Source organism: Alicyclobacillus cycloheptanicus, from assembly GCF_028751525.1.
Classification (GTDB): Bacteria; Bacillota; Bacilli; order Alicyclobacillales; family Alicyclobacillaceae; genus Alicyclobacillus_L; species Alicyclobacillus_L cycloheptanicus.
In genome coordinates this window covers 2,707,290-2,727,162 of the sequence record NZ_CP067097.1, presented here as the reverse complement: position 1 = coordinate 2,727,162, position 19,873 = coordinate 2,707,290, and the positions used below count along the sequence as shown (strand labels likewise).

The 19,873-nt window shown below is 56.4% G+C and carries 25 protein-coding genes, 1 tRNA gene, 1 pseudogene and 1 riboswitch; of the genes and pseudogenes, 8 read left to right on the top strand and 19 right to left on the bottom strand.

Annotation, left to right across the window (positions count from 1 at the left end; all coding sequences use genetic code 11):
- The first annotated feature begins 102 nt into the window (after positions 1 to 102).
- Entirely contained in the window at positions 103 to 813 is a 711-nt protein-coding gene (locus JI721_RS12575; protein WP_274455217.1) for an iron-containing redox enzyme family protein, read from the top strand.
- A gap of 11 nt (positions 814 to 824) precedes the next feature.
- Here the strand turns inward: JI721_RS12575 and JI721_RS12570 are convergent, their stop codons facing one another.
- Together JI721_RS12570 and JI721_RS12565 are read right to left on the bottom strand one after the other, a co-directional pair.
- Positions 825 to 2,381 carry an exosortase/archaeosortase family protein gene (locus JI721_RS12570; protein ID WP_274455216.1) on the bottom strand — a complete coding sequence of 519 codons (1,557 nt, stop codon included), beginning with the start codon at positions 2,379 to 2,381 and terminating at the stop codon, positions 825 to 827.
- Entirely contained in the window at positions 2,378 to 2,701 is a 324-nt protein-coding gene (locus JI721_RS12565; RefSeq protein WP_274455215.1) for a hypothetical protein, read from the bottom strand. Before JI721_RS12565 ends, JI721_RS12570 begins: the two co-directional genes overlap by 4 nt.
- Positions 2,702 to 2,983: 282 nt before the next feature.
- On the opposite strand from JI721_RS12565, the pseudogene JI721_RS17310 reads away from it, so the two are divergent.
- A pseudogene (locus JI721_RS17310) lies at positions 2,984 to 3,244 on the top strand (FluC/FEX family fluoride channel); the annotation flags it as partial.
- A gap of 78 nt (positions 3,245 to 3,322) precedes the next feature.
- Here JI721_RS17310 and JI721_RS12560 read toward each other — a convergent pair.
- From JI721_RS12560 to JI721_RS12540, 5 genes are all read right to left on the bottom strand, one after another.
- Complete coding sequence (locus tag JI721_RS12560; RefSeq protein WP_274455214.1) at positions 3,323 to 3,865, bottom strand: manganese efflux pump; 543 nt, start codon at positions 3,863 to 3,865, stop codon at positions 3,323 to 3,325.
- Between the two features lie 81 nt (positions 3,866 to 3,946).
- Complete coding sequence (locus tag JI721_RS12555; protein WP_274455213.1) at positions 3,947 to 4,312, bottom strand: fluoride efflux transporter FluC; 366 nt, start codon at positions 4,310 to 4,312, stop codon at positions 3,947 to 3,949.
- On the bottom strand, positions 4,309 to 4,701 hold the full coding sequence (locus JI721_RS12550) for a FluC/FEX family fluoride channel (RefSeq protein ID WP_274455212.1): 393 nt from the start codon (positions 4,699 to 4,701) through the stop codon (positions 4,309 to 4,311). Before JI721_RS12550 ends, JI721_RS12555 begins: the two co-directional genes overlap by 4 nt.
- Positions 4,702 to 4,758: 57 nt before the next feature.
- Positions 4,759 to 4,823: riboswitch (Fluoride riboswitch) on the bottom strand.
- 161 nt (positions 4,824 to 4,984) lie between these two features.
- Positions 4,985 to 5,059: transfer RNA gene (locus JI721_RS12545), tRNA-Val, on the bottom strand.
- Between the two features lie 96 nt (positions 5,060 to 5,155).
- Positions 5,156 to 5,596 carry an acyl-CoA thioesterase gene (locus tag JI721_RS12540; protein WP_274455211.1) on the bottom strand — a complete coding sequence of 147 codons (441 nt, stop codon included), beginning with the start codon at positions 5,594 to 5,596 and terminating at the stop codon, positions 5,156 to 5,158.
- A gap of 198 nt (positions 5,597 to 5,794) precedes the next feature.
- Between JI721_RS12540 and yyaC the strand changes: the two genes are divergently transcribed.
- The 3 genes from yyaC (at position 5,795) to JI721_RS12525 (ending at position 7,042) form a co-directional block, all read left to right on the top strand.
- Entirely contained in the window at positions 5,795 to 6,340 is a 546-nt protein-coding gene (gene yyaC, locus JI721_RS12535; protein WP_274455210.1) for a spore protease YyaC, read from the top strand.
- A gap of 158 nt (positions 6,341 to 6,498) precedes the next feature.
- Positions 6,499 to 6,747, top strand: coding sequence for a hypothetical protein (locus JI721_RS12530; RefSeq protein ID WP_274455209.1), 249 nt, complete (start codon positions 6,499 to 6,501; stop codon positions 6,745 to 6,747).
- Positions 6,748 to 6,793: 46 nt separating this feature from the next.
- Positions 6,794 to 7,042 carry a hypothetical protein gene (locus JI721_RS12525; protein WP_274455208.1) on the top strand — a complete coding sequence of 83 codons (249 nt, stop codon included), beginning with the start codon at positions 6,794 to 6,796 and terminating at the stop codon, positions 7,040 to 7,042.
- 51 nt (positions 7,043 to 7,093) lie between these two features.
- On the opposite strand, the gene JI721_RS12520 is transcribed toward JI721_RS12525, so the two are convergent.
- The 4 genes from JI721_RS12520 to JI721_RS12505 are packed head-to-tail and all read right to left on the bottom strand — an operon-like array spanning position 7,094 to position 8,633.
- Entirely contained in the window at positions 7,094 to 7,624 is a 531-nt protein-coding gene (locus JI721_RS12520) for an Hsp20/alpha crystallin family protein (protein ID WP_274455207.1), read from the bottom strand.
- Positions 7,625 to 7,663: 39 nt separating this feature from the next.
- Positions 7,664 to 7,870: a hypothetical protein gene (locus JI721_RS12515; protein ID WP_274455206.1), complete on the bottom strand. Its 207-nt coding sequence runs from the start codon at positions 7,868 to 7,870 to the stop codon at positions 7,664 to 7,666.
- Between the two features lie 31 nt (positions 7,871 to 7,901).
- On the bottom strand, positions 7,902 to 8,216 hold the full coding sequence (locus JI721_RS12510) for a hypothetical protein (protein WP_274455205.1): 315 nt from the start codon (positions 8,214 to 8,216) through the stop codon (positions 7,902 to 7,904).
- A 15-nt stretch (positions 8,217 to 8,231) separates the two neighbouring features.
- Positions 8,232 to 8,633, bottom strand: a complete 402-nt coding sequence (locus tag JI721_RS12505) for a hypothetical protein (protein ID WP_274455204.1) — start codon at positions 8,631 to 8,633, stop codon at positions 8,232 to 8,234.
- Between the two features lie 225 nt (positions 8,634 to 8,858).
- On the opposite strand from JI721_RS12505, the gene JI721_RS12500 reads away from it, so the two are divergent.
- Genes JI721_RS12500 through JI721_RS12490 form a run of 3 tightly spaced genes read left to right on the top strand, consistent with a single transcriptional unit; the run spans position 8,859 to position 9,865 of the window.
- The gene (locus JI721_RS12500) at positions 8,859 to 9,107 is read left to right on the top strand and encodes a hypothetical protein (RefSeq protein ID WP_274455203.1); all 249 of its coding nucleotides are present in this window, start codon (positions 8,859 to 8,861) and stop codon (positions 9,105 to 9,107) included.
- Positions 9,104 to 9,610, top strand: a complete 507-nt coding sequence (locus tag JI721_RS12495) for a hypothetical protein (protein WP_274455202.1) — start codon at positions 9,104 to 9,106, stop codon at positions 9,608 to 9,610. Before JI721_RS12500 ends, JI721_RS12495 begins: the two co-directional genes overlap by 4 nt.
- 6 nt (positions 9,611 to 9,616) lie before the next feature.
- Positions 9,617 to 9,865, top strand: a complete 249-nt coding sequence (locus JI721_RS12490) for a hypothetical protein (RefSeq protein WP_274455201.1) — start codon at positions 9,617 to 9,619, stop codon at positions 9,863 to 9,865.
- A gap of 65 nt (positions 9,866 to 9,930) precedes the next feature.
- On the opposite strand, the gene uxaC is transcribed toward JI721_RS12490, so the two are convergent.
- The 8 genes from uxaC to JI721_RS12450 form a co-directional block, all read right to left on the bottom strand.
- A complete protein-coding gene (gene uxaC, locus JI721_RS12485) occupies positions 9,931 to 11,334 on the bottom strand; it encodes a glucuronate isomerase (RefSeq protein WP_274455200.1) in 1,404 nt (467 codons plus the stop codon).
- Between the two features lie 48 nt (positions 11,335 to 11,382).
- On the bottom strand, positions 11,383 to 12,036 hold the full coding sequence (locus JI721_RS12480; protein ID WP_274455199.1) for a bifunctional 4-hydroxy-2-oxoglutarate aldolase/2-dehydro-3-deoxy-phosphogluconate aldolase: 654 nt from the start codon (positions 12,034 to 12,036) through the stop codon (positions 11,383 to 11,385).
- Positions 12,033 to 13,031 (bottom strand): sugar kinase, encoded by a 999-nt coding sequence (locus tag JI721_RS12475; protein WP_274455198.1) that lies wholly within the window; start codon positions 13,029 to 13,031, stop codon positions 12,033 to 12,035. Before JI721_RS12475 ends, JI721_RS12480 begins: the two co-directional genes overlap by 4 nt.
- The gene (locus JI721_RS12470; protein ID WP_274455197.1) at positions 13,028 to 14,524 is read right to left on the bottom strand and encodes a tagaturonate reductase; all 1,497 of its coding nucleotides are present in this window, start codon (positions 14,522 to 14,524) and stop codon (positions 13,028 to 13,030) included. Before JI721_RS12470 ends, JI721_RS12475 begins: the two co-directional genes overlap by 4 nt.
- A complete protein-coding gene (locus JI721_RS12465) occupies positions 14,521 to 16,023 on the bottom strand; it encodes a UxaA family hydrolase (protein ID WP_274455196.1) in 1,503 nt (500 codons plus the stop codon). Before JI721_RS12465 ends, JI721_RS12470 begins: the two co-directional genes overlap by 4 nt.
- A gap of 159 nt (positions 16,024 to 16,182) precedes the next feature.
- Positions 16,183 to 17,595, bottom strand: coding sequence for a sugar porter family MFS transporter (locus tag JI721_RS12460; RefSeq protein WP_274455195.1), 1,413 nt, complete (start codon positions 17,593 to 17,595; stop codon positions 16,183 to 16,185).
- Positions 17,596 to 17,775: 180 nt separating this feature from the next.
- On the bottom strand, positions 17,776 to 18,789 hold the full coding sequence (locus tag JI721_RS12455) for a LacI family DNA-binding transcriptional regulator (RefSeq protein ID WP_274457845.1): 1,014 nt from the start codon (positions 18,787 to 18,789) through the stop codon (positions 17,776 to 17,778).
- A 299-nt stretch (positions 18,790 to 19,088) separates the two neighbouring features.
- Positions 19,089 to 19,733, bottom strand: a complete 645-nt coding sequence (locus JI721_RS12450; protein ID WP_274455194.1) for a YcxB family protein — start codon at positions 19,731 to 19,733, stop codon at positions 19,089 to 19,091.
- Positions 19,734 to 19,873 lie beyond the last annotated feature (140 nt).

The following is a 19,873-nucleotide window of genomic DNA, read 5'->3' as shown; positions in this document are numbered from 1 at the left end:
ACAAAGTGTGTGGTTTCGGTGAGGAACGCTTGACCCCTGAAACGGGCAATCGACGTTTCGATGTTGTATTCTGTTGAAAGAACTCGTTGAGGAGGAAGACTTGTGTTTCAGCATTACGAAGACGTGGAAACCGCAATGACGCAGTTGGTACAGGAAGAATTCCTGGATGGTGTATTCCTTCGCACGTTACGAAATGGTACATACACGATGCCCCAAGTTCAGTACTTTGCCGTTCAATATGCGTACTACAGCCGGAACTTTCCGCGCGTGCTCGGCGCTGCCATCGCAGCGATGGCACCGCTGGACACTTGGTGGGTGCCCCTCGCCGATAACTTGTGGGACGAAGCTGGACGCGGCGTACCGGGAAAATCCCACGAACAGCTGTATAAGACATTCTTGTTCTCCATCTACCCGACGGTGGCGCTGGACCAGCACGGCGTCCCTGTCGAACCCATGTCTACAGCTGTGTCAACCGCGATCGAAACCTTTTTGAACTTTTTCCGTCGAGCCACACCGCTTGAGGCCATGGCCGCTGTTGGGCTCGGCTCCGAACTGTTTGCCGGAACCGTGATGGGTGACATTGCCAACGGATTCAGGCACCCAAACTACAATCAGCGCCCGCTGGATCTACGCTTCTGGGATGTTCACGCGGATGAACATGAGCCACGACACTACCAGCTCTGCAAAGACATTCTCGTGCAGTACACTCGCGAACAGGACCTGGACACCATGTATCGTGTCGGCGCCGACATCGCGAAGTCAGAAGCCTTGATGTACACGCAGCTGCATCACGAAATGATGCAACTGTCCTGACCAACGGCTCGTCAGCTGGCCGGCGCAGACCCGAACCGCTCCTCGAACACGCGGAGCGGACTCCCCTCGCCGGGCCGGCCATCAGGCTGCATTGCGCTCTGAACAGCCACCTCGACCACACCCCGCCGATACTGATAAACGACATCATAGCAGAACACGGTATCGACCCGCTGCGTCATGGCGCCGTCCGGTGAACGTCGCGCAACCTCATACGCGGTGCCTGAAATGCCTCGCTGAACGGAAACTTCCTCCTGACGGAGCACGGTGTCTCCAGCTTGGAGGAGTGGGTCGGGGAATCCCCGCCCGCGGGCCGCTTGACTGCTTGCCCACCGCAGTGACACGGTGATGGCGGGCGATCCCGATGCAGACACGTACCGCGCCGCCAGCGGGCGAACACCCTTCGCCTGTGCCCCAGGGTCATCCACACGCTGCAAGCCGTAGCCGGGAAGGGCCGGCAGCAAGGTCGACAAATCACGGCTCGGCAACGACCGCGGCCTCAGCTCGGTCCCGGTCGACCACAGATACATCGGAAACAGCCCGATCGACAGCAGCACGGCGAGCCCTGCCGCAAAGACGGGGGGCCAGGCCTGCGGGGCGATACTCGTTACGCACCCAGCGGCACCGGAGTCCCGCACCGTGGCACCCGCCTCTCGGGCAGCGGCACTTGTTGCATGCGCATGCTTGTGCGGTGCACGCAGCTGACGCCGCGTTCCAAACACCAGGAGCCCGCTCGCGACCAGCAAAAACAGGACGGTTCCGAGCAAGGGATGCAGAATTTTGAACGCAAACCACAGTCCGAACTGGTGAAGGGCAAAGAGGATGATGGCCAGCCGCAAGAGATTGCCGACAAATACGAGGACTGCGCCCCCCAGCACCAGCACCAGTTTCTTGCGAAGCGGGATGGGAAACAGGACAAGCACCACGGGAAACAGAATGACCATGGCCAAGATGCTGTCGGAGCCGCTGCAAGCCTGCGTGACGACCACATGCGTGACATTGTTGACACCCCAGGTGACGTCAAACACATCCGGCTGCAGCCCCGGGCGCATCCAGGAAACCCCGTCACTCATCCATGTAAAAATGCGGACCACAACGTTCTGGAGCGGCGGATTCACGAGGGAGAGAATCCGCAAAAAAACAGGCGGCCACACGAGACAGAGATAGCACAGCGGGGCAAAAATCAAGCGCGTGGCCCGTACCCCGAACAACACCCAGAACAACCCCAAGGACCACAGCGGCCACAGCAACAGCCCGACGTCGTCGCCAACCAAGGTATGCGGCCACAGGAATCGCCCAGCGAACAACAGGAATCCCGTGACGATGGTCAACGGGATTCCTGGAATGGATTGTGAAGTCTTTGGTACACGGACACTCGTTTGCCGCAAGTTCCACAACGCCCATCCGAAGCCTAACACAGGAATCCAGGCCAAGTAGGCACGCGGAGAATCGGAGAGTGAACCTTGAAACAAAGGGATTGCATAAGGGGCCACCGGGATGATACTCGCAAGGACCCAGACAAATCCGAGCCGCTCGAACCGTCTCACCTTCTGCCAAGACGCATTCGTCACTCCGGCTTCATCCTTCTTTTGTACACCACGAAAGCAACACCCAGCAACGCGACAGGCAGCACCAGTGCGAACGGCACCTCAGGCCCATCGACTGTACCGCCACCGCCGCTCTGTCCGCCGCCGCCGCTGGGCCCGCCGGCACCCCCGCCGTGGCCGCCACCCCCGCCGTGGCCGCCACCCCTGCCGTGGCTCGCCGGACCGGAGCTGGTCGTCGATGCATATGCCGCAGCAGGCGTCGCAAGCAGCATGCCGAGCACGGAAATGACCATGAAAATCGTGCGCAGCCAAGACCAGGCCGCCTTTGTCTCACCGCGTTTCATCAACCTTCCCCTCCCCTCCACCGCTTGGTGTCTCAAAGACACCCCGCCGGCTTTGATACCTCCGTCTCTCTCGTTGACTCATTCAAACTATAACATAAAAAGATCATTTCATAGAATTCCAAAATGGAAATAGGCACCTGTCGTGCAAAGTACAAGCCATTCCGCCATACAGTGGAGTAACTGAATCGGTGATGTAGCTCACCACAACGTCCGAAAGGATAATGGCTACTGCGAATCCGTCTTCGCAGCAGCCATTTTTTTGAGACAAGGAGGTCAGGAGCCATGAACCTTATCGCTGTCGTCATCATGGGGGCCATCGCCGGAATGCTTCGCTTGCCATTGGAAACCCTGGGCACCTGTGGGACCCTTGCTGTCAACCTGACTGGTTCACTGGCACTGGGTATCGTCACGGAACTGTTCGCGAAGCGACCTTCACCCGCGTGGCTCAATGCGGGGATGTGTGTTGGATTCATCGGCTCGTTCACGACGTTTTCGGGCTTTGCCAACGATGCGCAGCAACTTGCATCCACAGCCCCCTGCCTCGCGCTCCTTTATATGGCGTCCACCCTCACGGGCGGCATCTTGCTGGCCAGCACCGGAATGCGTGTGACCCGCCGGCTGCTACAAACACAGGCCCAAAAGAATCAGCACAACGCCAGCGCAGAGCACAGCATCCCGTCCCCAACGCTTCCGTATGGGCAGCTTGACGAGCCGGGGGACACACAAAGACAGGAAACTGAATACGCCGGCGGACACCGCCACACTGGCGACATGCAGTTGGAGAAATCCTGAACCCAAACCAACGGTGAGTTCCATCAAGCCCTGCGCCAGAAACACGAACATCGCTTCATTAAATCCAACACGAAAACCAGCAAGTACGTCCGGTGCAGCTTCCGAACGTGCCCACCACACCTGAACCAGCATCCACATGCCGATCGCGATCAAGGCCATGGACCCCATCAGACTGGACGCGGCGGCCCCAAGGATGCGGACCACTCGAAACCCCGTGGCCGCCCCAAATGCGCATGTACAGGTGGAAAACAGCGCAATGGAGGCATACAACCACCAGGACCGATACGTATTGTCTCGCAACAGGGTCCCAAAACCCATGGTTTCCGAATTGGAAGACAGTCCGATGAGAACGCCAAACATCCAGGATGCCATGTCCCGCAGCCCCCCAACCCTGTATTCACAGTATGGGTTGGGACTTTTCCACCGTATCCGCGCATGACTCGTCTTACGCGGTTAAAACCAAAATTGGATGACCCACGCGAGAAACAAGCCAATCGCCAACGAACTCATCAGGTACACGATGCCCAGGATCACACGGCTGCGCAGCAGATGAACCGCCTCAACCGACAGGGTGGAAAAGGTGGTGAAGCCGCCGCAAAACCCCACGCCCAGGACCAGCCACAAGTCCGTGTCATGACGCAGCACCGTAAATTCCTCGAAAAACAAGCCGAGCAGAAACGTGCCTGCCATGTTGATGATCCACGTACTCCACGGAAATTGACTCGTGTTCACCCTCGCAACTGCATGGCCAAGCACATAGCGAGCCAAGGCCCCGGCTGCCGAACCGCCCCCAACCAGCAACGGGTTGACGGCACTCATGCGGAAAGTTCCTCCACATCCGCAGGACGGCGCATCAACACCAGGACGGCGCGCTCTGCAAGAAACGCGAGCAAGGGTCCCCCCGCCATACTGACGAACGTATACAAGGCAGCCCAGCCGACGTGTCCCGACGCCCACTGCGCGAGGTCCAGCATCATCGTCGAAAACGTGGTGAACGAGCCAATCACCCCCACCCCCAAACCGACCCGCAGCCAATCACGCAGGGCGCGCGTTTGCGCCAAACCGTACAGCAGCCCTAAGGCGAAAGCGCCCAACAGGTTGACGCAGAGTGTACTGAGCGGAAACGTATGTACGGGCATCCATGCATCCACGGCGTAACGCAGCACCCCGCCGACAACGCCGCCCACGACAAGTGCCAAATAAGTCACCGTCTCGCCTCCCGACGTCTCTTCGTATCGAAACAAAACTCCTGCGAACACAAATCAACGTTCGCAGGAGCCATTAGCCGACCGCGCGGCGGTTGATGGTGAGCTCCATCACCGATTCAGTTGATATGATATATGTGCATGCGGGCCCATCTATGTCCCCTGCGGTGCCATCCGCCCCGTCGTGTGCCCAGTCAGGCCAGCCGACGCGCTTTCGGTTTGACGATGACGACCATAAAAATACCCACAACCCAAACCTGGGCTGTGGATATTCAAAGTTCTCCTATGGTGCGGCTGACAGGAATCGAACCTGTGGCCCCTACCGTGTCAAGGTAGTGCTCTCCCTCTGAGCTACAGCCGCTCATCTTGCCTGCGGATTCGCGCCTTGCACTGCTCTCACATCGAGCTGCTTCGCCGCGGCGACATCGCCTATCTTAACACAGGCTCCCTAGGCTCGTCAATCACTTGATGTATCTTTTTCAACTGGCAATTGCTGCAGCAATGCCCACAGCTCCGGTGCGCGCTTCGCGACGTTGACTGCGCGGTTCTGTTCGTCCACATACGCGTGATGCGTTTCCCCTTCACCGCACAGATTCCCGTCCTGGTCATAGACCCGGTACACCATCTTGATGCGCGTCCGCGTCCGTTCCGCCATGCGCGCTTCCACGCGGATCACGTCTTCTGCCCGGACCGTCTTCCGGTAGCGGCACCGAGCCTCCAACACGACGAGCACAATCCCGTTGTCGTGAAAGGTTTCCATGTAGGAAATTCCGTTCTCCCGCAGGTAGTGCATGCGCGCCACGGAGAACCAATCCAAATATGCAGGGTGGTACACGATCCCGGCGGGATCACACTCCCCCCACCGCACTTCCAACTCTGTCACACTCATCTCTGGCATTCGCTCCGCCTCCTTGTCCAGTATAACAAACGCAGCATCGCAGACCCAGGACAGTGAACCGGGCGGCCGCTTTCGACTTGCCGTCCGCCCGCCGGGGAAACACCTCGCTTTGGCTCACCCATTGCTGACCGCGTCAAACGTTGACCGCCCTGCATAGGCTGGAAGAGCATTCCGGCCAGTGCATGGGAGGAGACAACGGTGGATGCATGCCGGGTTCATGCCCAAAGCAAAGCGGCTGCGGCGACGTTAAGCCGGCGCTTGGCGCGCATCTTTGCGGCGCACAAAGACGTTGTCGTGGTCTGCATCGGAACCCCTGCGGTTCCGGGCGATGCGTTTGGCCCGATGGTAGGGTCCGCACTGCGCCGCTCCCTTCCGATTCCTGTGTACGGCACCTTGCACCACCCCGTCGCAGCCTTGGAACTCCCAACCATCCGCCGCATGCTGCGCGCCAAGCACCGCAACGCCACCGTCATCGCCGTGGATGCCGCGCTCGGATACCCGCGGACCGTGCAGTTCATCAAGATTGTGAAAGGGGGCATCCAGCCGGGACGCGGCCTGGGCAGGCGCTGGGGGTCCATCGGAGACTACGCGATTCAAGGCATTGTCAGTCCGAGAACCAAGGACCCGCTGCGGGCGCTGGAGCAAACACCCCACCGCCTCGTGAAGTCGATGGCCAACGTGACTTCAACCGCGATCGTCAGCGCCTGGCGAAGGACGCATCGCCGTCGCTCACGCAAGCGGTGACACACGAAATTCCGTCAGGTCCTTTTCGCGTGTGGGAATCGAGACGAAACTGCGAGGACGGAACAACGAATTCCTTCACATGCGGACAGACCAAGCACGCATAGACTGGTGTTACGAAATACGGTCTCCATGTCGAAACAGATTGGAGGACAGACGATATGCCATCACTCATCGCGATCGGCACCATCATGCAGAACACCCCGCAGCAAAACGCCGGGGTGTTTCTCGGAGAAGGAAATGTGGGTGGATGGGACTGCAACCGCAAAATGTCGCAAGCCTACGCCGGGACGTGGGGATTTTTCAATGCGCTGCCCATACAGGTCAACGTGAACATCGACAACTTCGAACTCATCGACGGCACCATTTTTGACTCAGATTGGAAAGGAGCCCAAGCGGCCAACGCGTAACGTCGGCGCACACCGCTTCGCGCAATGTCAAACAAAGGAGGTCATCATGCCAAGCGTGATTCTGGTTGGAGCCCTGCAGTGCAACACGCCGCAGCAAAATGCCGGCGCATTCATCGGAGAGTGGAATTTTGCCGGGTGGGATGCAAACCGCAAAATGAGTCAAACGCACGGAGGAACGTTTGGGTTCTTCAATTGGCTTCCGATGCAATATAACGTAAACTGGGACAGCTTCGAGTACATTGACGGCGCCATCAATGATGCGGACGCGAAACCCATCATCGGGGCGAACGTGTAACAACATGAAACGGTGGAACCAGCAAGCTGACACAGACTCCTCTCCTTGCCGTTACGGGGCAGGAGTCTTCCCTTCATTATCAAAATCGATAGGCACCAACCGGTCCGATGGGTCTTGTGATTTGTCTCGAACCAAGTCAACGATGAGCAGCCCGCTGCGGTACACGGCCCGTACCTGGTCGGCCAGTACCTTGACTGGCAACTCTATTTTTCGTTCAAACGGGCCGTGGTGACACTCTGAAAGCAACACTGTATCGTCTCGCAAATTGAACCTTGACGTGATTTGTCCTTTGACATACAAAACATTGCTGGTCACTGACAGGCTCACATCCTGGCTGCTGGTTAAACCCGGCAACTCAAGCACGGCAATGATTTCGTCACTTCCGCGTCCGTACAGATCCACGCGAGGAAAGTCTTCCTCGTCAGCATCTGCAGCATCAGAGAAGAATGCCCCGTTTTGCATGTTTGGCAAGGGAAGGTTCTTGAAGAAGTCAGGCCCCAAAAATTTTCGGAGATCCCCCAAGTCGCCCAAGTTTCCGAGCATATCAAATGGGTTTGATTTGTCTTTTCCGTTTTGCGCCAATCCCGTCTCCTCCCAAACCCTTGCACGTACGCGAAGCAATCATTTGCCCGGCATGTCGATGGAATCCTTGTCAACCACGAAGGCCCGCTGACCCATGACAGCGTTTCGCCCACCCTTCACCGCCCCAAAACCATCGTTGATTTTTTGTTTCGAAACACGGCCATCAACGACATTGCGTCCACGCAGCACACTCGATTCATTGCGCACCGTACCAATCTCAATCTTTCCGAGCATAAAGGTTGTCACCCAGTCTCCCTCATTTCGTATGCGAAAGTGATCACGGTTTGCGATCGCCCGTTTGAAACAAGCGCGTGATAAACTCTTCCGCCGTTCCCATGTCCGAAGCACCGAGCAGGTCGACTTGGTCAGGGTCGCTCAGCAAACTGCGAATGCCTCGAACCAGGTTGTTATCGCCGTGCACACTGCCAAATCCCTGATTGTGTTTCTTATAACTTGTGAAGTCGGATGTCCAGTTATTTCCCATGTTGAGACATGATGCGCCGTCAATCTCACCGATACGAATCAAATGAATCACAAAGGTTGGCGACAGCACGTTTGCCATGGTTCCACGCCCGGGTTGATGATTGTCCATTTTCTGCGTCCCTCCTCAAGGCAGTGTCACCTTGAATCCTTGACCCGTCGGCTCAAGTCGGGTGCCGTTTGCCAGCGTGTCACCCGATTCCGCCGTGTTTGCTTCACGGCCTGACACTGGTGGTTCGCGCGAGGACTCCTGTTTCGTTCCTTCCATCACATGCTTTTTGGCGCGCACAGCATCCGTGCCAAAATTGTTTCCCAAGTTCAAGGACCCACTTAACTCCTCAATGTCCAGACGGTCGAGTTGGAATACCAACCGCTCCAGCGACGCTCTATCCACATGCAGACTCTGGACATTCACTTGGATTTTATGTTCAGGCAGCTTGTCTAAGACATCCCGCAACTGCACGGAAAGTTCATCGAGACGCTGCAGCGTTTCACGTTGGACCCGGGCATGGCGCGACCAAAACCACACAGTCGATCCCTGCTTTTCATTTGGACTGAAACCCGTTCGAGTCCAATGTATGAAACATCCTCCGAAATTAGGACGCAGCTTGGCCGACAGCGAACGCAAATCACCGCATGCACACGGACTGAGACAGGTCAAACCGAGCATAAGGTGTTCTAAACATAGTTCCACACAAGTTCAGTCGCCCCCCAGCGAATTCGCGCAACGAATCTATCGAGAGGAACGATGCGCATGCGCTGTTACATTTCGTTTCGCGGCATTCATGTCAATGTAAGCAAGCAAAACTGCGGCGTCTTTGTCGGCGACATTTCCATCCCAGGGCTGGATGCCAACCAAAAAATCAATAGTGCGCACGCTGCGGTCTACGGATTCACCAACGTCGAGTCGAACACTGTCAACGTTGTGTTTGACAGTCAGGAAGTTGTCGATGGCGTCATGAACGATCAGGACTTTAAACCCGTATCGGGGGCGAAGGCATGAGTCACAGACGCCGGACCAAACCAATTCTGGTGTGTGTCGGAACAATTGCGGAAAACTCTGGCGTGTACATTGCTGATCGAAACGTGGTCTTTGGAATCAGCAGCCATTCCAAGAGCAACAACGGGTTTGGCCGTGTGGATTCCCACAACCTCTTGTACCGCAATGTCAACATCGTGTACGACAGCGACCTGATCGATACCCCCATCGACGACCGAGACGTCAAGATTTACCAGAATCAAACGTCCGCCTCTGGCTCTCGCGAAACTCATGTCGGATTTGACAGCGTCAACGTGGCAACCATCACCAACAACTCGGGGATTTACGTCGGAGACATGAAAATCACGGGCTTTGATGCCCACTCGAAGACGAACAACGGCCTCGGCGCCATCTCCGGCAACCGAAATGGAGAAATGAAGAACCTCAATTACGTATACGATTCGGACGTCATAGACGCCCCCATCCACGACCAGGACATCAAACTTTTGTCCCGTGACCGGAGGTGAGGCCACATGCCGTCCGTGATTTGCTTCGGCGTGATCAATGCGAACACATCCCAGCAAAACAGCGGCGTCTTCATTGGCGAAATCATCTGCGGCGGTTGGGACGCCAATCAAAAACAAAATCAGGGGCATGGTTCTGTCTACGGCTTTTGTAATGTGATTGTCAATCAGTGGAACGCCACGCTCGACAATTTTGAGGCGTTTGACGGCTTTATCGCCGACCAAGACTTTAAACCGCTCGCGGGCATGAATGTGTGAACCCCTCTACCAGCTTGCAGGGCCTCACGACTCACCGCGTGAGGCCCTGCAGCGCGCTTCGCGCATCACGAAAACTGGAAGTAGGCTTTGGCGTTGTTGTAGCAGATGCCCTGGATGATTTGCCCCAGCAACGCCATGTCGTTTGGCGCTTCGCCTTGTTCGACCCAACGGCCGAACAAGTCACAGAGCAGCCGCCGGAAGTACTCATGCCGCGGGTACGAGAGGAAGCTTCTCGAATCGGTCAGCATTCCGACGAACCGGCTCAAGAGCCCGATGTCCGCCAGGACCTGCATTTGATTCAACATGCCTGCCTTTGTGTCGTTGAACCACCAGGCGGCACCGAGTTGCATTTTCCCTGGAATGCCGCCGCCCTGGAAGCTGCCCATCCATGCAGCCAGGACCGGGAAGTCTTTTGGGTTCAGCGAGTACAGAATCGTCTTTGGCAGTCCATCCTCCTGCTCCAGCGTGTCCAGCAGCTGACCCAAAGACAGCGCCAGCTGACCATCGTACATCGCATCGTTGCCCGTATCCGGCCCGAGGCGCTGAAACATGCGGGTGTTGTTGTTGCGAGCGGCGTGCATGTGCAGTTGCATCACCCAGCCGAGCCGCGCGTACAATTTGCCAAGAAAAACCAGGGTATACGTCCGGTATTTGTTCTCCTCCAGCAAGCTGATGGGCTCGTGCTTGAGCGCTTTCTCAAAAATCGCTGCCGCTTCTTCAAACGTCGTTGGCTCATACGGTACCGTATCCAGGGCGTGATCGGATGTGCGGCAGCCCACTTCATGGAAAAACTCCGCCCGCGCGGTCAGGGCATCCAACAACGCCGCATAATCCGGGATGGAACGGCCGCTGGTCTCCTCCAGCTGGTGAAGCCACGGAACGAAGGTGTCTGCGGTGATGCGCAGGGCTTTGTCGGGACGGAACGCGGGGACGACTTTGACGGGAAACGTCTGATCGTCTTTGAGTTTCACGTGATACTCCAGCGTGTCGGCTGGGTCGTCCGTGGTGCAGACGACCTCGACGTTGGATTTGGTGATGAAGTCCCGGGGGCGGAACCCATCTGACTGCAGCATCGTATTGGTCTTTTCCCAAATCGCTGGCGCGGTGGTTTCGTCCAGCAGAGTGTCGATTCCGAAAAACCGCCGCAGTTCCAAGTGCGACCAGTGATAGAGCGGGTTTCCGATGGTCATCGGCACCGTCTTGGCCCACGCCATGAATTTATCGTAGTCACTGGCATCGCCCGTGATGAAGGCTTCATCCACGCCATTGGCGCGCATCAGGCGCCACTTGTAGTGGTCTCCGCCAAGCCAGATGTCCGTGATGTTTCGAAACGGTTGGTTCCGATAGATTTGCTCCGGGCTGATATGACAGTGATAATCGATGATGGGCATGTCCTTCGCATACTGCTCATACAGCGTGACGGCCGTCGCGTTTGACAACAGAAAGTCCTGGTCGAGAAAGGTTTTCATGTGAATGCTCCTCTCGTTCATCGGTTCTTCGTACTGCGTCCAACGAGATTATTGCTTGGCTGCTTTTGCAGCCTGGACACGCTCCAGCACCTGTGCAGCACGGGCTCGGATGGAGGCCCAGTCCGCCGCCTCCATCTCCGCCTTCGCAGCCAGCGAACTGCCCATGCCGACGCCAACAGCACCCGCCCGAATAAACTCGGCCGCATTGTCGACGGTAATGCCGCCCGTCGGCAGAAAGCACTTGTCGTGAAAGGGCCCCAACAAGTCTTTTAGATAGGAAGCGCCAAGGGGTGCGGCCGGAAACAACTTCAAGACCCTTGCGCCAGCGCGCGAGGCCTGAACGACCTCCGATGGCGTGGCCACGCCTGGCACAAAGGGCCGGCCCAGCGCGTGTGCGGCGGCAACCAGCGCCGGATCGAGATGCGGGCTGAGGAGCAGGTCTGCCCCGGCTTCGACGGCCTGATGCACGTCGTCCACGCTCATCACGGTGCCTGCGCCAATCAGCAGCGTATCGCCGTACTGCTGGCGAATCGCGCGAATGGATTCAAATGCGCCCTCCGATTCGACGGTCACTTCGACCGCCCGGATGCCACCCGTCACGACGGCGTCACACAGCGGCAGCAGCGTGGCTGACGGCAACTTGCGAAAGATGGCAATCACCCCAGCCTGCTTGACCCGCTCAACTGCATCCTCAAGCGTCATCGTTCCACGAACCCCTTTCCCGTTAACTCTTGCAAAGCTTCAGGCCACGTCGGATAGCCGTCGTAATCAGCCATACTGGTGACGGCATACGCCCCCACCACAGCGCCCAGTTTCAGCGCCTCGTTCAAGTCGAAACCGCGCAGCATGCCGGCGATCCACCCTGCATTAAACCCGTCGCCGGCGCCCACGGTGTCGACCACCCGCGACACAGGCCAGGCAGGTGTGCGTGTTTGAGCGCCCTGAACACTGGCCACCGCCCCCGCTTCTCCCAGCTTCAGGACGACACCCTCGCCGGAGAAGCCGCGGTCTCGAAGGACTTGCTCAATCCGCGCGGCGTCATCCGTATCAAACAACAGCGCCGCCTCTTCATCCCCCAGCAAAAACCAGGTCAGATACGGCAGCACTTCCCAGACACACGCCCGCCACTGCTCGACGTCCCCGAGCTTCAGGCGCACATTGACGTCGAACGACACAGGCAGCTCGAGCATGTGGCAGCGTTCGAGCAACTCGGTGGCCACTCTGCGCGTGCGCTCGCCAATCATCCAGGTGATGCCGGTCGAGTGCACCCAGTCCCAGGTTCTCGCCTGCAGGGCACGCAGCAATTCCTCGCTCGGCTGCCACCCCCCCATCGCCATCGACGACGTGGACCGATAATAGTAGACCGTTGTTTTCCCCTTCAGCCCGGACCACTGTTTAAAGAAAACGCCAGTCGGCGCAGCCTCGTCCTGCCGCACATACGCCATGTTGACGCCTTCCGCACGGCCGCTTTTAAGGATGAGCTGCCCAAACGCGTCCGCCCCGACGCTGCACCCCATCGCGACATTGAGTCCAAGCCGCGCCAGGCCAACCGCCGTATTCAACTCAGCACCGGCCGGATAGGGACGCAGTTGGTGTGTCGTCGCCAGCAAACCCGGTGCATCGGGGACGAGCACAACAAGCGGTTCACCAAAGGTAAAGACAGACGGCGTTCGCTGCAAATCACGCGTGGTGGTCATTTTGACGTCTCCCTCATGCTAAAAATCAGAGACTCCAGCGCGGTTTCCAGTCCCTGCGCCCGCGTGCGGCCGATAAAGTCGACCACGGCTTCGCAAAGCCCGTCGATTTGATTCAGGTCCTCGCCCCACAAGGCGGGATCGCCAAGCAGCTGTTCGACCACCGCCCGCAGGCCGATGTCCGGTTCACTGCGCCAAATCGCTGAAACCCTTTCAAGCAGCGCTGGGTCGTCCTGTACTTCCTGTGATGCAGCCGCTTCACGGTAAAAGAGAAGCTGTGCCGCAAACGCAGCCGCCAAGAGGAGCGGCACGCGGCCGCGGTGCGCGTGGAACTCTTTTACAGTGGGCAGCAGGCGGACCCGAATTTTCGACAGACCATTTAAAGCGATGGACTTCAGTTCATGACGAATAAACGGGTTCTCAAACCGATCGAAGACAGCCGCTGCGAACCGTTCCGTCCCGCTCCGGTCAGGCACGACCCGGCTGGCCAGTAAGGTGGGGACAATTTCTTCGTCCAGCATTCGGTGGACAAACGGTCCCAGGACCGGGTGGTTGACGGCTTCTCGGACGGTCTGTACGCCCAGTAACACACCAGCGGCACACATCGCCGTATGCAGGCCGTTCAAAATTCGGACTTTCTGCGTGCGATAGGGTCGAATGTCCGAGACATAGGCGACATTCAATCCGATTTGCTCGAACGGCCAAGCGGTACGCAGGCGTTCATCGGCTTCAATCGCCCACAAGTGAAACGGCTCTCCCACCGTGACGAGTGCATCGCGGTACGGCAGCTGCGCCAGTAATTCTTGTGCATCCTCCCCCGTTGGGAAGCCAGTGACGATGCGGTCGACCAAGGTATTACAGAAGTGATTGTGCCGCTGAACCCACTCGCAAAACGCGGTTGGCAGTCCCCAGTCCCGCGCGTGCTGCAACACCACGTCACGCAGCCGGTCGCCGTTATCGTCCAGCAGTTCACAAGGCACAAGGGTCATACCGGCTGCTGCCGAACCCTGGAAGTGGTTGTATCTGTGGTACAAGTAGGCGGTCAACTTGCCCGGAAAGGACTGCAGCGGCACACCTTCCTGATAGTCCTCGCGGAGGTATTGGATGCCAGACTCCGTCGTATTGGACACGACAATCTCGATGGTTGGATTCTCCGCACAGGCCAGAAATTCGTCCCATTGTTGATAGGGGTCGAGCCCGCGGCTCACGGACGAAACGATGTCCCGCTCATCGACCTTGACACCTTGCCGAACGCCGCGGAGCCACACGGTAAACAAGCCGTCCTGCGCATTCAGCCGCTCAATATTCGCTCGTCCGGTGGGGCGTGGCGCGACCACCACAATCCGACCGCGAAACAGGTTGTGTTTGTTGAGCTGGTGGATCATCCAGTCCACAAAACCGCGAAGAAAGTTCCCCTCACCAATCTGAATCACCCGCTCCGGCAATTCCAACAGCGCCTGGTCTGGACAGTGGTCTCGCGTCAGCAGGCCGTTCACAGCGTCACACCGTCCTTGAAGATCGCGATTTCACGAAAACCATTCTGTTCATTTCTGGTTTGCATGCGGCCCGAAGCAACGTCAATGACCATTCGATAGAGCGCGGCTGCGAGCGCAGCTTTGTCTTCACCCTCAATCAAACCGCCGGCATTGAAGTCAATCCAGTTCTTCTTTCTTTCGAACAGGCTCGTGTTTGTCGAAATCTTGATGGTCGGGACCGCAGCACCCATCGGCGTCCCTCGCCCGGTGGTGAATAAAATGAGGTGCGCCCCTGCGGCCGTCAACGCGGTCACCGATACCATGTCATTGCCTGGCGATTGTACGAGGTTGAGGCCAGGTTTGGTCGATGGCGCCCCATAGGGCAATACGTCCACCACCGCCGCGGTGCCCCCTTTTTGAATGCACCCCAGCGATTTTTCTTCCAGCGTCGTAATGCCGCCGTCCTTGTTGCCAGGTGAAGGGTTCTCGTAAATCACCTGACCGTGACGCGTATAGTAATCCTTAAAGTCGTCAATCAACGATACAACCTGGCCAAATACAGCTTCGTCCGCGGCGCGGTTCATGAGAATCGTTTCCGCACCAAACATCTCCGGCACCTCGGTCAGGAGCGAGGTTCCCCCGTTCGCCACGACCAAATCGGATACGGCCCCGACCAGCGGGTTGGCCGTAATCCCGGAAAAGCCATCGGATCCGCCGCACTTCAATCCGATTTTGAGACGGTCCAGCGGAACCGGCTTCCGCTCAAAAGTCCGCGCATAGGCAGCCAGTTCACGCAGCAGCCGCATGCCTTCCTCGTACTCATCCTCAACTTCCTGAAGGGACAGGAAACGAAGTTTCTCTTCAGGAATCCCTTCCAGACAGGCCCGAAAGGCCTCGATCCGGTTATTCTCACACCCCAGCCCAATCACGAGGACACCAGCCGCATTTGGGTGCCTCGCCAGTCCAGCCAGCGCCTTCTGGGTATACTTCAAATCATCTCCCAGCTGCGAGCAGCCATAGGGGTGCGCAAAATGAAAGACACCGTCAACCCCGTGACCGCGGAATTCTGTGTCTGCCATCTTCGCCAGCGTTTCCGCCGCCTTATTCACACACCCCACCGTGTTCAGAATCCAAATTTCGTTCCGAATCCCGACCTCGCCGTTCTCACGCACGTAGCCCTCAAAGGCCGTTGGCAGTTCCGGGTTTCCGAACAGGGCACGCCTCGCCACGGGCTCGTAGCGGTAGGCTTCCTTCCCACTCAGATTGGTCTTCACATTATGCGTGTGCACCCAGCTGCCCTTGGCAATTGACGCTGTGGCATGTCCAATCGGATACCCGTACTTGATGACCTGTTCTCCTTCGAGCAGGTCTGCAAGACTGATTTTGTGCCCGCGCGGAACATCCTCCAGTGCCTGCAGGGTTCCGCCCGAAAACACAACCGTGTCACCGGCAGCAACCGGTTCCACGGCAATCAGCACGTTATCGCGTTCATGAATGTGCAGCGCTCTTACTGTCCCCATCGTCTCATCCCATCTCTGCCGCAGGTTTCACTGTTAAATATAACACTATATATGTGATAATCAATTCATTCAATACACTTTATGCTGTTAAGAAATGCGGCCACACTGTTCTGTGGCCGCATTTCCTTGATGTCTCTTCCGAAACATCTTCCATGGATATTATTCGCTCATGGAGGCGTCACCCTTGTGCAGCCAATCCGACTGAATCCGTTCCATCGTCTTTTTGCTCGTTTCCGGCACCACCCGCTGCATGAAGACGGCCATGATGATGCAGAACACCGCGAAAATCCAGAATGTCCAGGTCCCGCCAATCGCCTTGAGCAGGATGGGGAAAAATTGTGCGACTAAGTAGGTCGCGAACCAAAGCGCGAACGACGCGATGGACATGGCCCGGCCGCGAATGGCGGTTGGATAGATTTCGGAGAGAACAATCCAAACTCCGCCGCCCCAAGACAACTCATACGCAATGGTGTGCAGGAACACAAGCGCCAGAACCAGCCACGTGAGCATGTGCGGCATCGCGAACGCAATGCCCAACACGACCAAGAAGACGGCCATGAACCAGCCATTCCAGACCAGCAAGCGTTTTCTTCCGATGCGGTCGACAATCAGCATCAGAACAATGACAAATACAACTTTGATGGCACCCACAATGACCGTATCATAGAAGGATGCGTTCGCTCCAGCCCCTGCCGCTTTGAAGATCATCGGTGCATAATAGCCAACGGCGTTGGTACCGGTGAACTGTTGAAAGACGGCAAGCAAGACACCCACCAAGAGCGCTTTGCGAATCCCGGGACTGAATACCTCTTTCCAGAACGAATCCGGTACCTCCCGAATGGATTCACGAATATCCTGCAATTCGGTTTGCGCAGTCTTCCGGTCTCTGACACGACTGAGAATTGACAGCGCTCGCTGCTCGTTGCCCCGGGTGACCAAATACCTCGGACTTTCCGGTACGAAGAACAACAAGAGGAAGAAAATGAGCCCAGGGATGATACCCATACCAAACATCCAGCGCCAGCCCATGGTCTGGTTCCAGGCCGCCGCATGCGTGCTGACGATTGCTGCATTGACGAAGTAGACAATAAAAATACCGCTGACAATCGCTAATTGGTTGGAGGCCACAAGACGCCCTCGAATCTTCGCAGGCGCAATCTCGGCAATGTAGAGCGGAGACAACAAAGAAGCCAGGCCAATACCAATCCCTCCGCAAAACCTTCCGATGACAAGCACCCACACACCGTTGGCAAACGCCGTGAGCACACTGCACAAAACAAACGTCAGTCCGGCAATCAGCAGGGCCTTCTTGCGCCCCAATTTATCCCCCAACAACCCGGCAATCAGAACACCGAGCATCGCACCAAGGTCGATGCTGCTCGAAACCAACCCCGTCATTGCAGTCGACATATGAAACTCTGTTTGCAGAAAACCATTTGCACCTGAAATGACGCCCGTGTCGTAGCCAAACAACAAACCTCCGAGTGAGGCAATGATGACGACGACCGTGATGTACCCGGCGCCTGGTTTCGCCTCTACGGCGTTAGACACTGCGGCACTTGCCTCAGCCATGCCCTTTTCCACCCTTCCATCTCGAATGATGATTTTTCTTCAGCACAATGACAGCGCATCCACGCAGAACGGAGAAGACACTCACTCCTCTCTCAAAAAAACGAATAATAGCGCTTTCATATGAACTATATAACACGATATTAAGTTAATTCATTTCACGTGTCAATGTTAATTGAAACATCATCCGACCGGGGTGCTCGAACGCAGGGGCGCTGTCGAACGTCGAATCACTAGATTCGCTTCCAGCACAATCCGTCTTGGTGCTTCCCGAAGTCCTTCAATCCTTTCGATAAGCATTTGTGTTCCGAGTGACCCGAAGCTGTACGTCGGTTGAACGGCAGAAGTAAAAGCCGAATCCACCGCCGCGAGATAATCCGAGTTGCCAAAACCCACGATGCTCATGTCCTCCGGCACCCGCAGACCCAGCTCCGTTAATCGGTTGATTGCATGCGCATACTGAAACATGTTCGCGACAAACAGTGCGGTTGGCGGCTCGTCAAGCTTCAGAAGTTCATCGATAAATTTGGGATCACTGTCGCGCGTCATGGCAGAATGCTGAATCCACGCTTCCGAATAGGGGCAGTTGTGCAGCGCCATGGCCTGCAAATAACCTTCAAGGCGCTCCCGACTCGCACCGTTGTTCGAAGGTCCTGTCACGATGGCAATACGCCGGTGCCCAAGCGAAATGAGGTGTTCAACCAGCGCTTTGGACGAGCCGATAATGTCACTCTTCACCAAATCAACGTGGATGCCTTCTACCTCTCGGTCGATCAAGACAAACGGAATCCCCTCTTTCTCCAACAATTCCAAGTTTGCCTTCGAGTCGTCGCCGACTGGCGCAATCAGCACGCCATCGGCGTGAAACTCAATACTCATCTGAATGTACTGGTTTTCCTTGTTGAGATTTTCGTCGGTATTCGCTAAAAAGACGCGATAACCGTGTTTCTTTGCCACGTCTTCCATGCCGCGGGCGATGAACGTGAAAAACGGATTCGTGATATCGGGCACAATCAGGACCAACGTACTGATTTCGTGTTGGATGAGCTGCCTCGTATAACCCTTCGGAATGTAGTTGACTTCCTCCATCGCGCGCAGGACCTTTTTGCGCGTCGATTCTTTCACCTTTCCATTTCCGCTGATAATCCTTGAAACCGTCATCACGGAAACGCCGGCCAATTTTGCCACATCTGCCATCGTCGCCAAACCGAGCACCACCCTGTCCGCAGTTCTTATCATTCATTGTGTTAATTTTAACATACGATGTTAGCCTGCACACCCCATGATGAAACAAGGGACCCGTGCTTACTCCATCCAGTACATGGACACACAGTCCCCCGACAACCAGGAGGATATTGGAATATGGCGTTGAAAAAACAAAGGAACCTGCCACAATAACGGAGCATCCGTGCCGCCAACAACTTCACCCGCGGCTAAACCAAAACGGAGACGCGTCGCGGTATCCTACGGGCCGAACGATGTACGCCTGATTTGCTTTACCACCCGTTCATGTCATCCTGCGGCTTCCGTTGATTCCGTAAGACCTTCGCAATGCCCATCAATAATGCCCCCCAAAATAAATGCTGCACCATAGCCATGATGTACGTGTCGATCCCGTATATGAGAACGTGCCAACTGACGTCATGCGAACGTAGGATATCCCAGATGAAATCAAGCGGCGATAAAATCGTGATGATAATCCCTAAACCAAACAGCCATTTTTCCGTTTGGATGGTCATCATCTCCTTTGACGCAAAGGCTCGTCTCGGCACAATGGTCTCAACTTTCCGGTCAACATAAATGAGAATGAATTCAGGAGTGAAAATCACATCATTGATGACGTTCCAATACATTGTTCGACTTCCAAATGCGGACGCTACCTGAACGCCCGTATCCAATATCGTTACCGTTTTCTCCGACGTTTGTTTTTCGGATTTTCGCGCACTGCGAACCAGCAGAATGAACCAGATGAGCATAACGACCCAATCGATGTACTTGCCATAACCATGAATAAACGTTGGCTGGATCACGATAAAGAACAGCACGAAAAACTGGAACAGAAACGCCGTTGGGTGCCTGCGCAAATGTTGTCGGTGGGCACGTCCGTATTCCTTTCGGGCCAATTGATACGTTACGCTCATATCCGTTCTCTTCCCTTTCCCTATTCCTGGGGTAGTTGGTTCCGCTCACGTCTTCTCAGGCCTTCTCACGCATCTTCTCGACTTGTGCACGTTCACCTCCTAATCTGGAGATGCACCTGATACAATGAGCAGGAGACACG

Bases quoted from the DNA above. Each gene is read 5' to 3' on its own strand.
- JI721_RS12460 (WP_274455195.1), bottom strand. From the start codon at position 17,595: ATGGCTGAGGCAAGTGCCGCAGTGTCTAACGCCGTAGAGGCGAAACCA.
- JI721_RS12495 (WP_274455202.1), top strand. From the start codon at position 9,104: ATGAGTCACAGACGCCGGACCAAACCAATTCTGGTGTGTGTCGGAACA.
- JI721_RS12455 (WP_274457845.1), bottom strand. From the start codon at position 18,789: ATGGCAGATGTGGCAAAATTGGCCGGCGTTTCCGTGATGACGGTTTCA.
- JI721_RS12480 (WP_274455199.1), bottom strand. From the start codon at position 12,036: ATGACGCTTGAGGATGCAGTTGAGCGGGTCAAGCAGGCTGGGGTGATT.
- JI721_RS12500 (WP_274455203.1), top strand. From the start codon at position 8,859: ATGCGCTGTTACATTTCGTTTCGCGGCATTCATGTCAATGTAAGCAAG.
- JI721_RS12465 (WP_274455196.1), bottom strand. From the start codon at position 16,023: ATGGGGACAGTAAGAGCGCTGCACATTCATGAACGCGATAACGTGCTG.
- JI721_RS12565 (WP_274455215.1), bottom strand. From the start codon at position 2,701: ATGAAACGCGGTGAGACAAAGGCGGCCTGGTCTTGGCTGCGCACGATT.
- JI721_RS12555 (WP_274455213.1), bottom strand. From the start codon at position 4,312: ATGAGTGCCGTCAACCCGTTGCTGGTTGGGGGCGGTTCGGCAGCCGGG.
- JI721_RS12450 (WP_274455194.1), bottom strand. From the start codon at position 19,733: ATGAGCGTAACGTATCAATTGGCCCGAAAGGAATACGGACGTGCCCAC.
- uxaC (WP_274455200.1), bottom strand. From the start codon at position 11,334: ATGAAAACCTTTCTCGACCAGGACTTTCTGTTGTCAAACGCGACGGCC.
- JI721_RS12475 (WP_274455198.1), bottom strand. From the start codon at position 13,031: ATGACCACCACGCGTGATTTGCAGCGAACGCCGTCTGTCTTTACCTTT.
- JI721_RS12560 (WP_274455214.1), bottom strand. From the start codon at position 3,865: ATGGCATCCTGGATGTTTGGCGTTCTCATCGGACTGTCTTCCAATTCG.
- JI721_RS12530 (WP_274455209.1), top strand. From the start codon at position 6,499: ATGCCATCACTCATCGCGATCGGCACCATCATGCAGAACACCCCGCAG.
- JI721_RS12510 (WP_274455205.1), bottom strand. From the start codon at position 8,216: ATGGACAATCATCAACCCGGGCGTGGAACCATGGCAAACGTGCTGTCG.
- JI721_RS12540 (WP_274455211.1), bottom strand. From the start codon at position 5,596: ATGCCAGAGATGAGTGTGACAGAGTTGGAAGTGCGGTGGGGGGAGTGT.
- JI721_RS12525 (WP_274455208.1), top strand. From the start codon at position 6,794: ATGCCAAGCGTGATTCTGGTTGGAGCCCTGCAGTGCAACACGCCGCAG.
- JI721_RS12490 (WP_274455201.1), top strand. From the start codon at position 9,617: ATGCCGTCCGTGATTTGCTTCGGCGTGATCAATGCGAACACATCCCAG.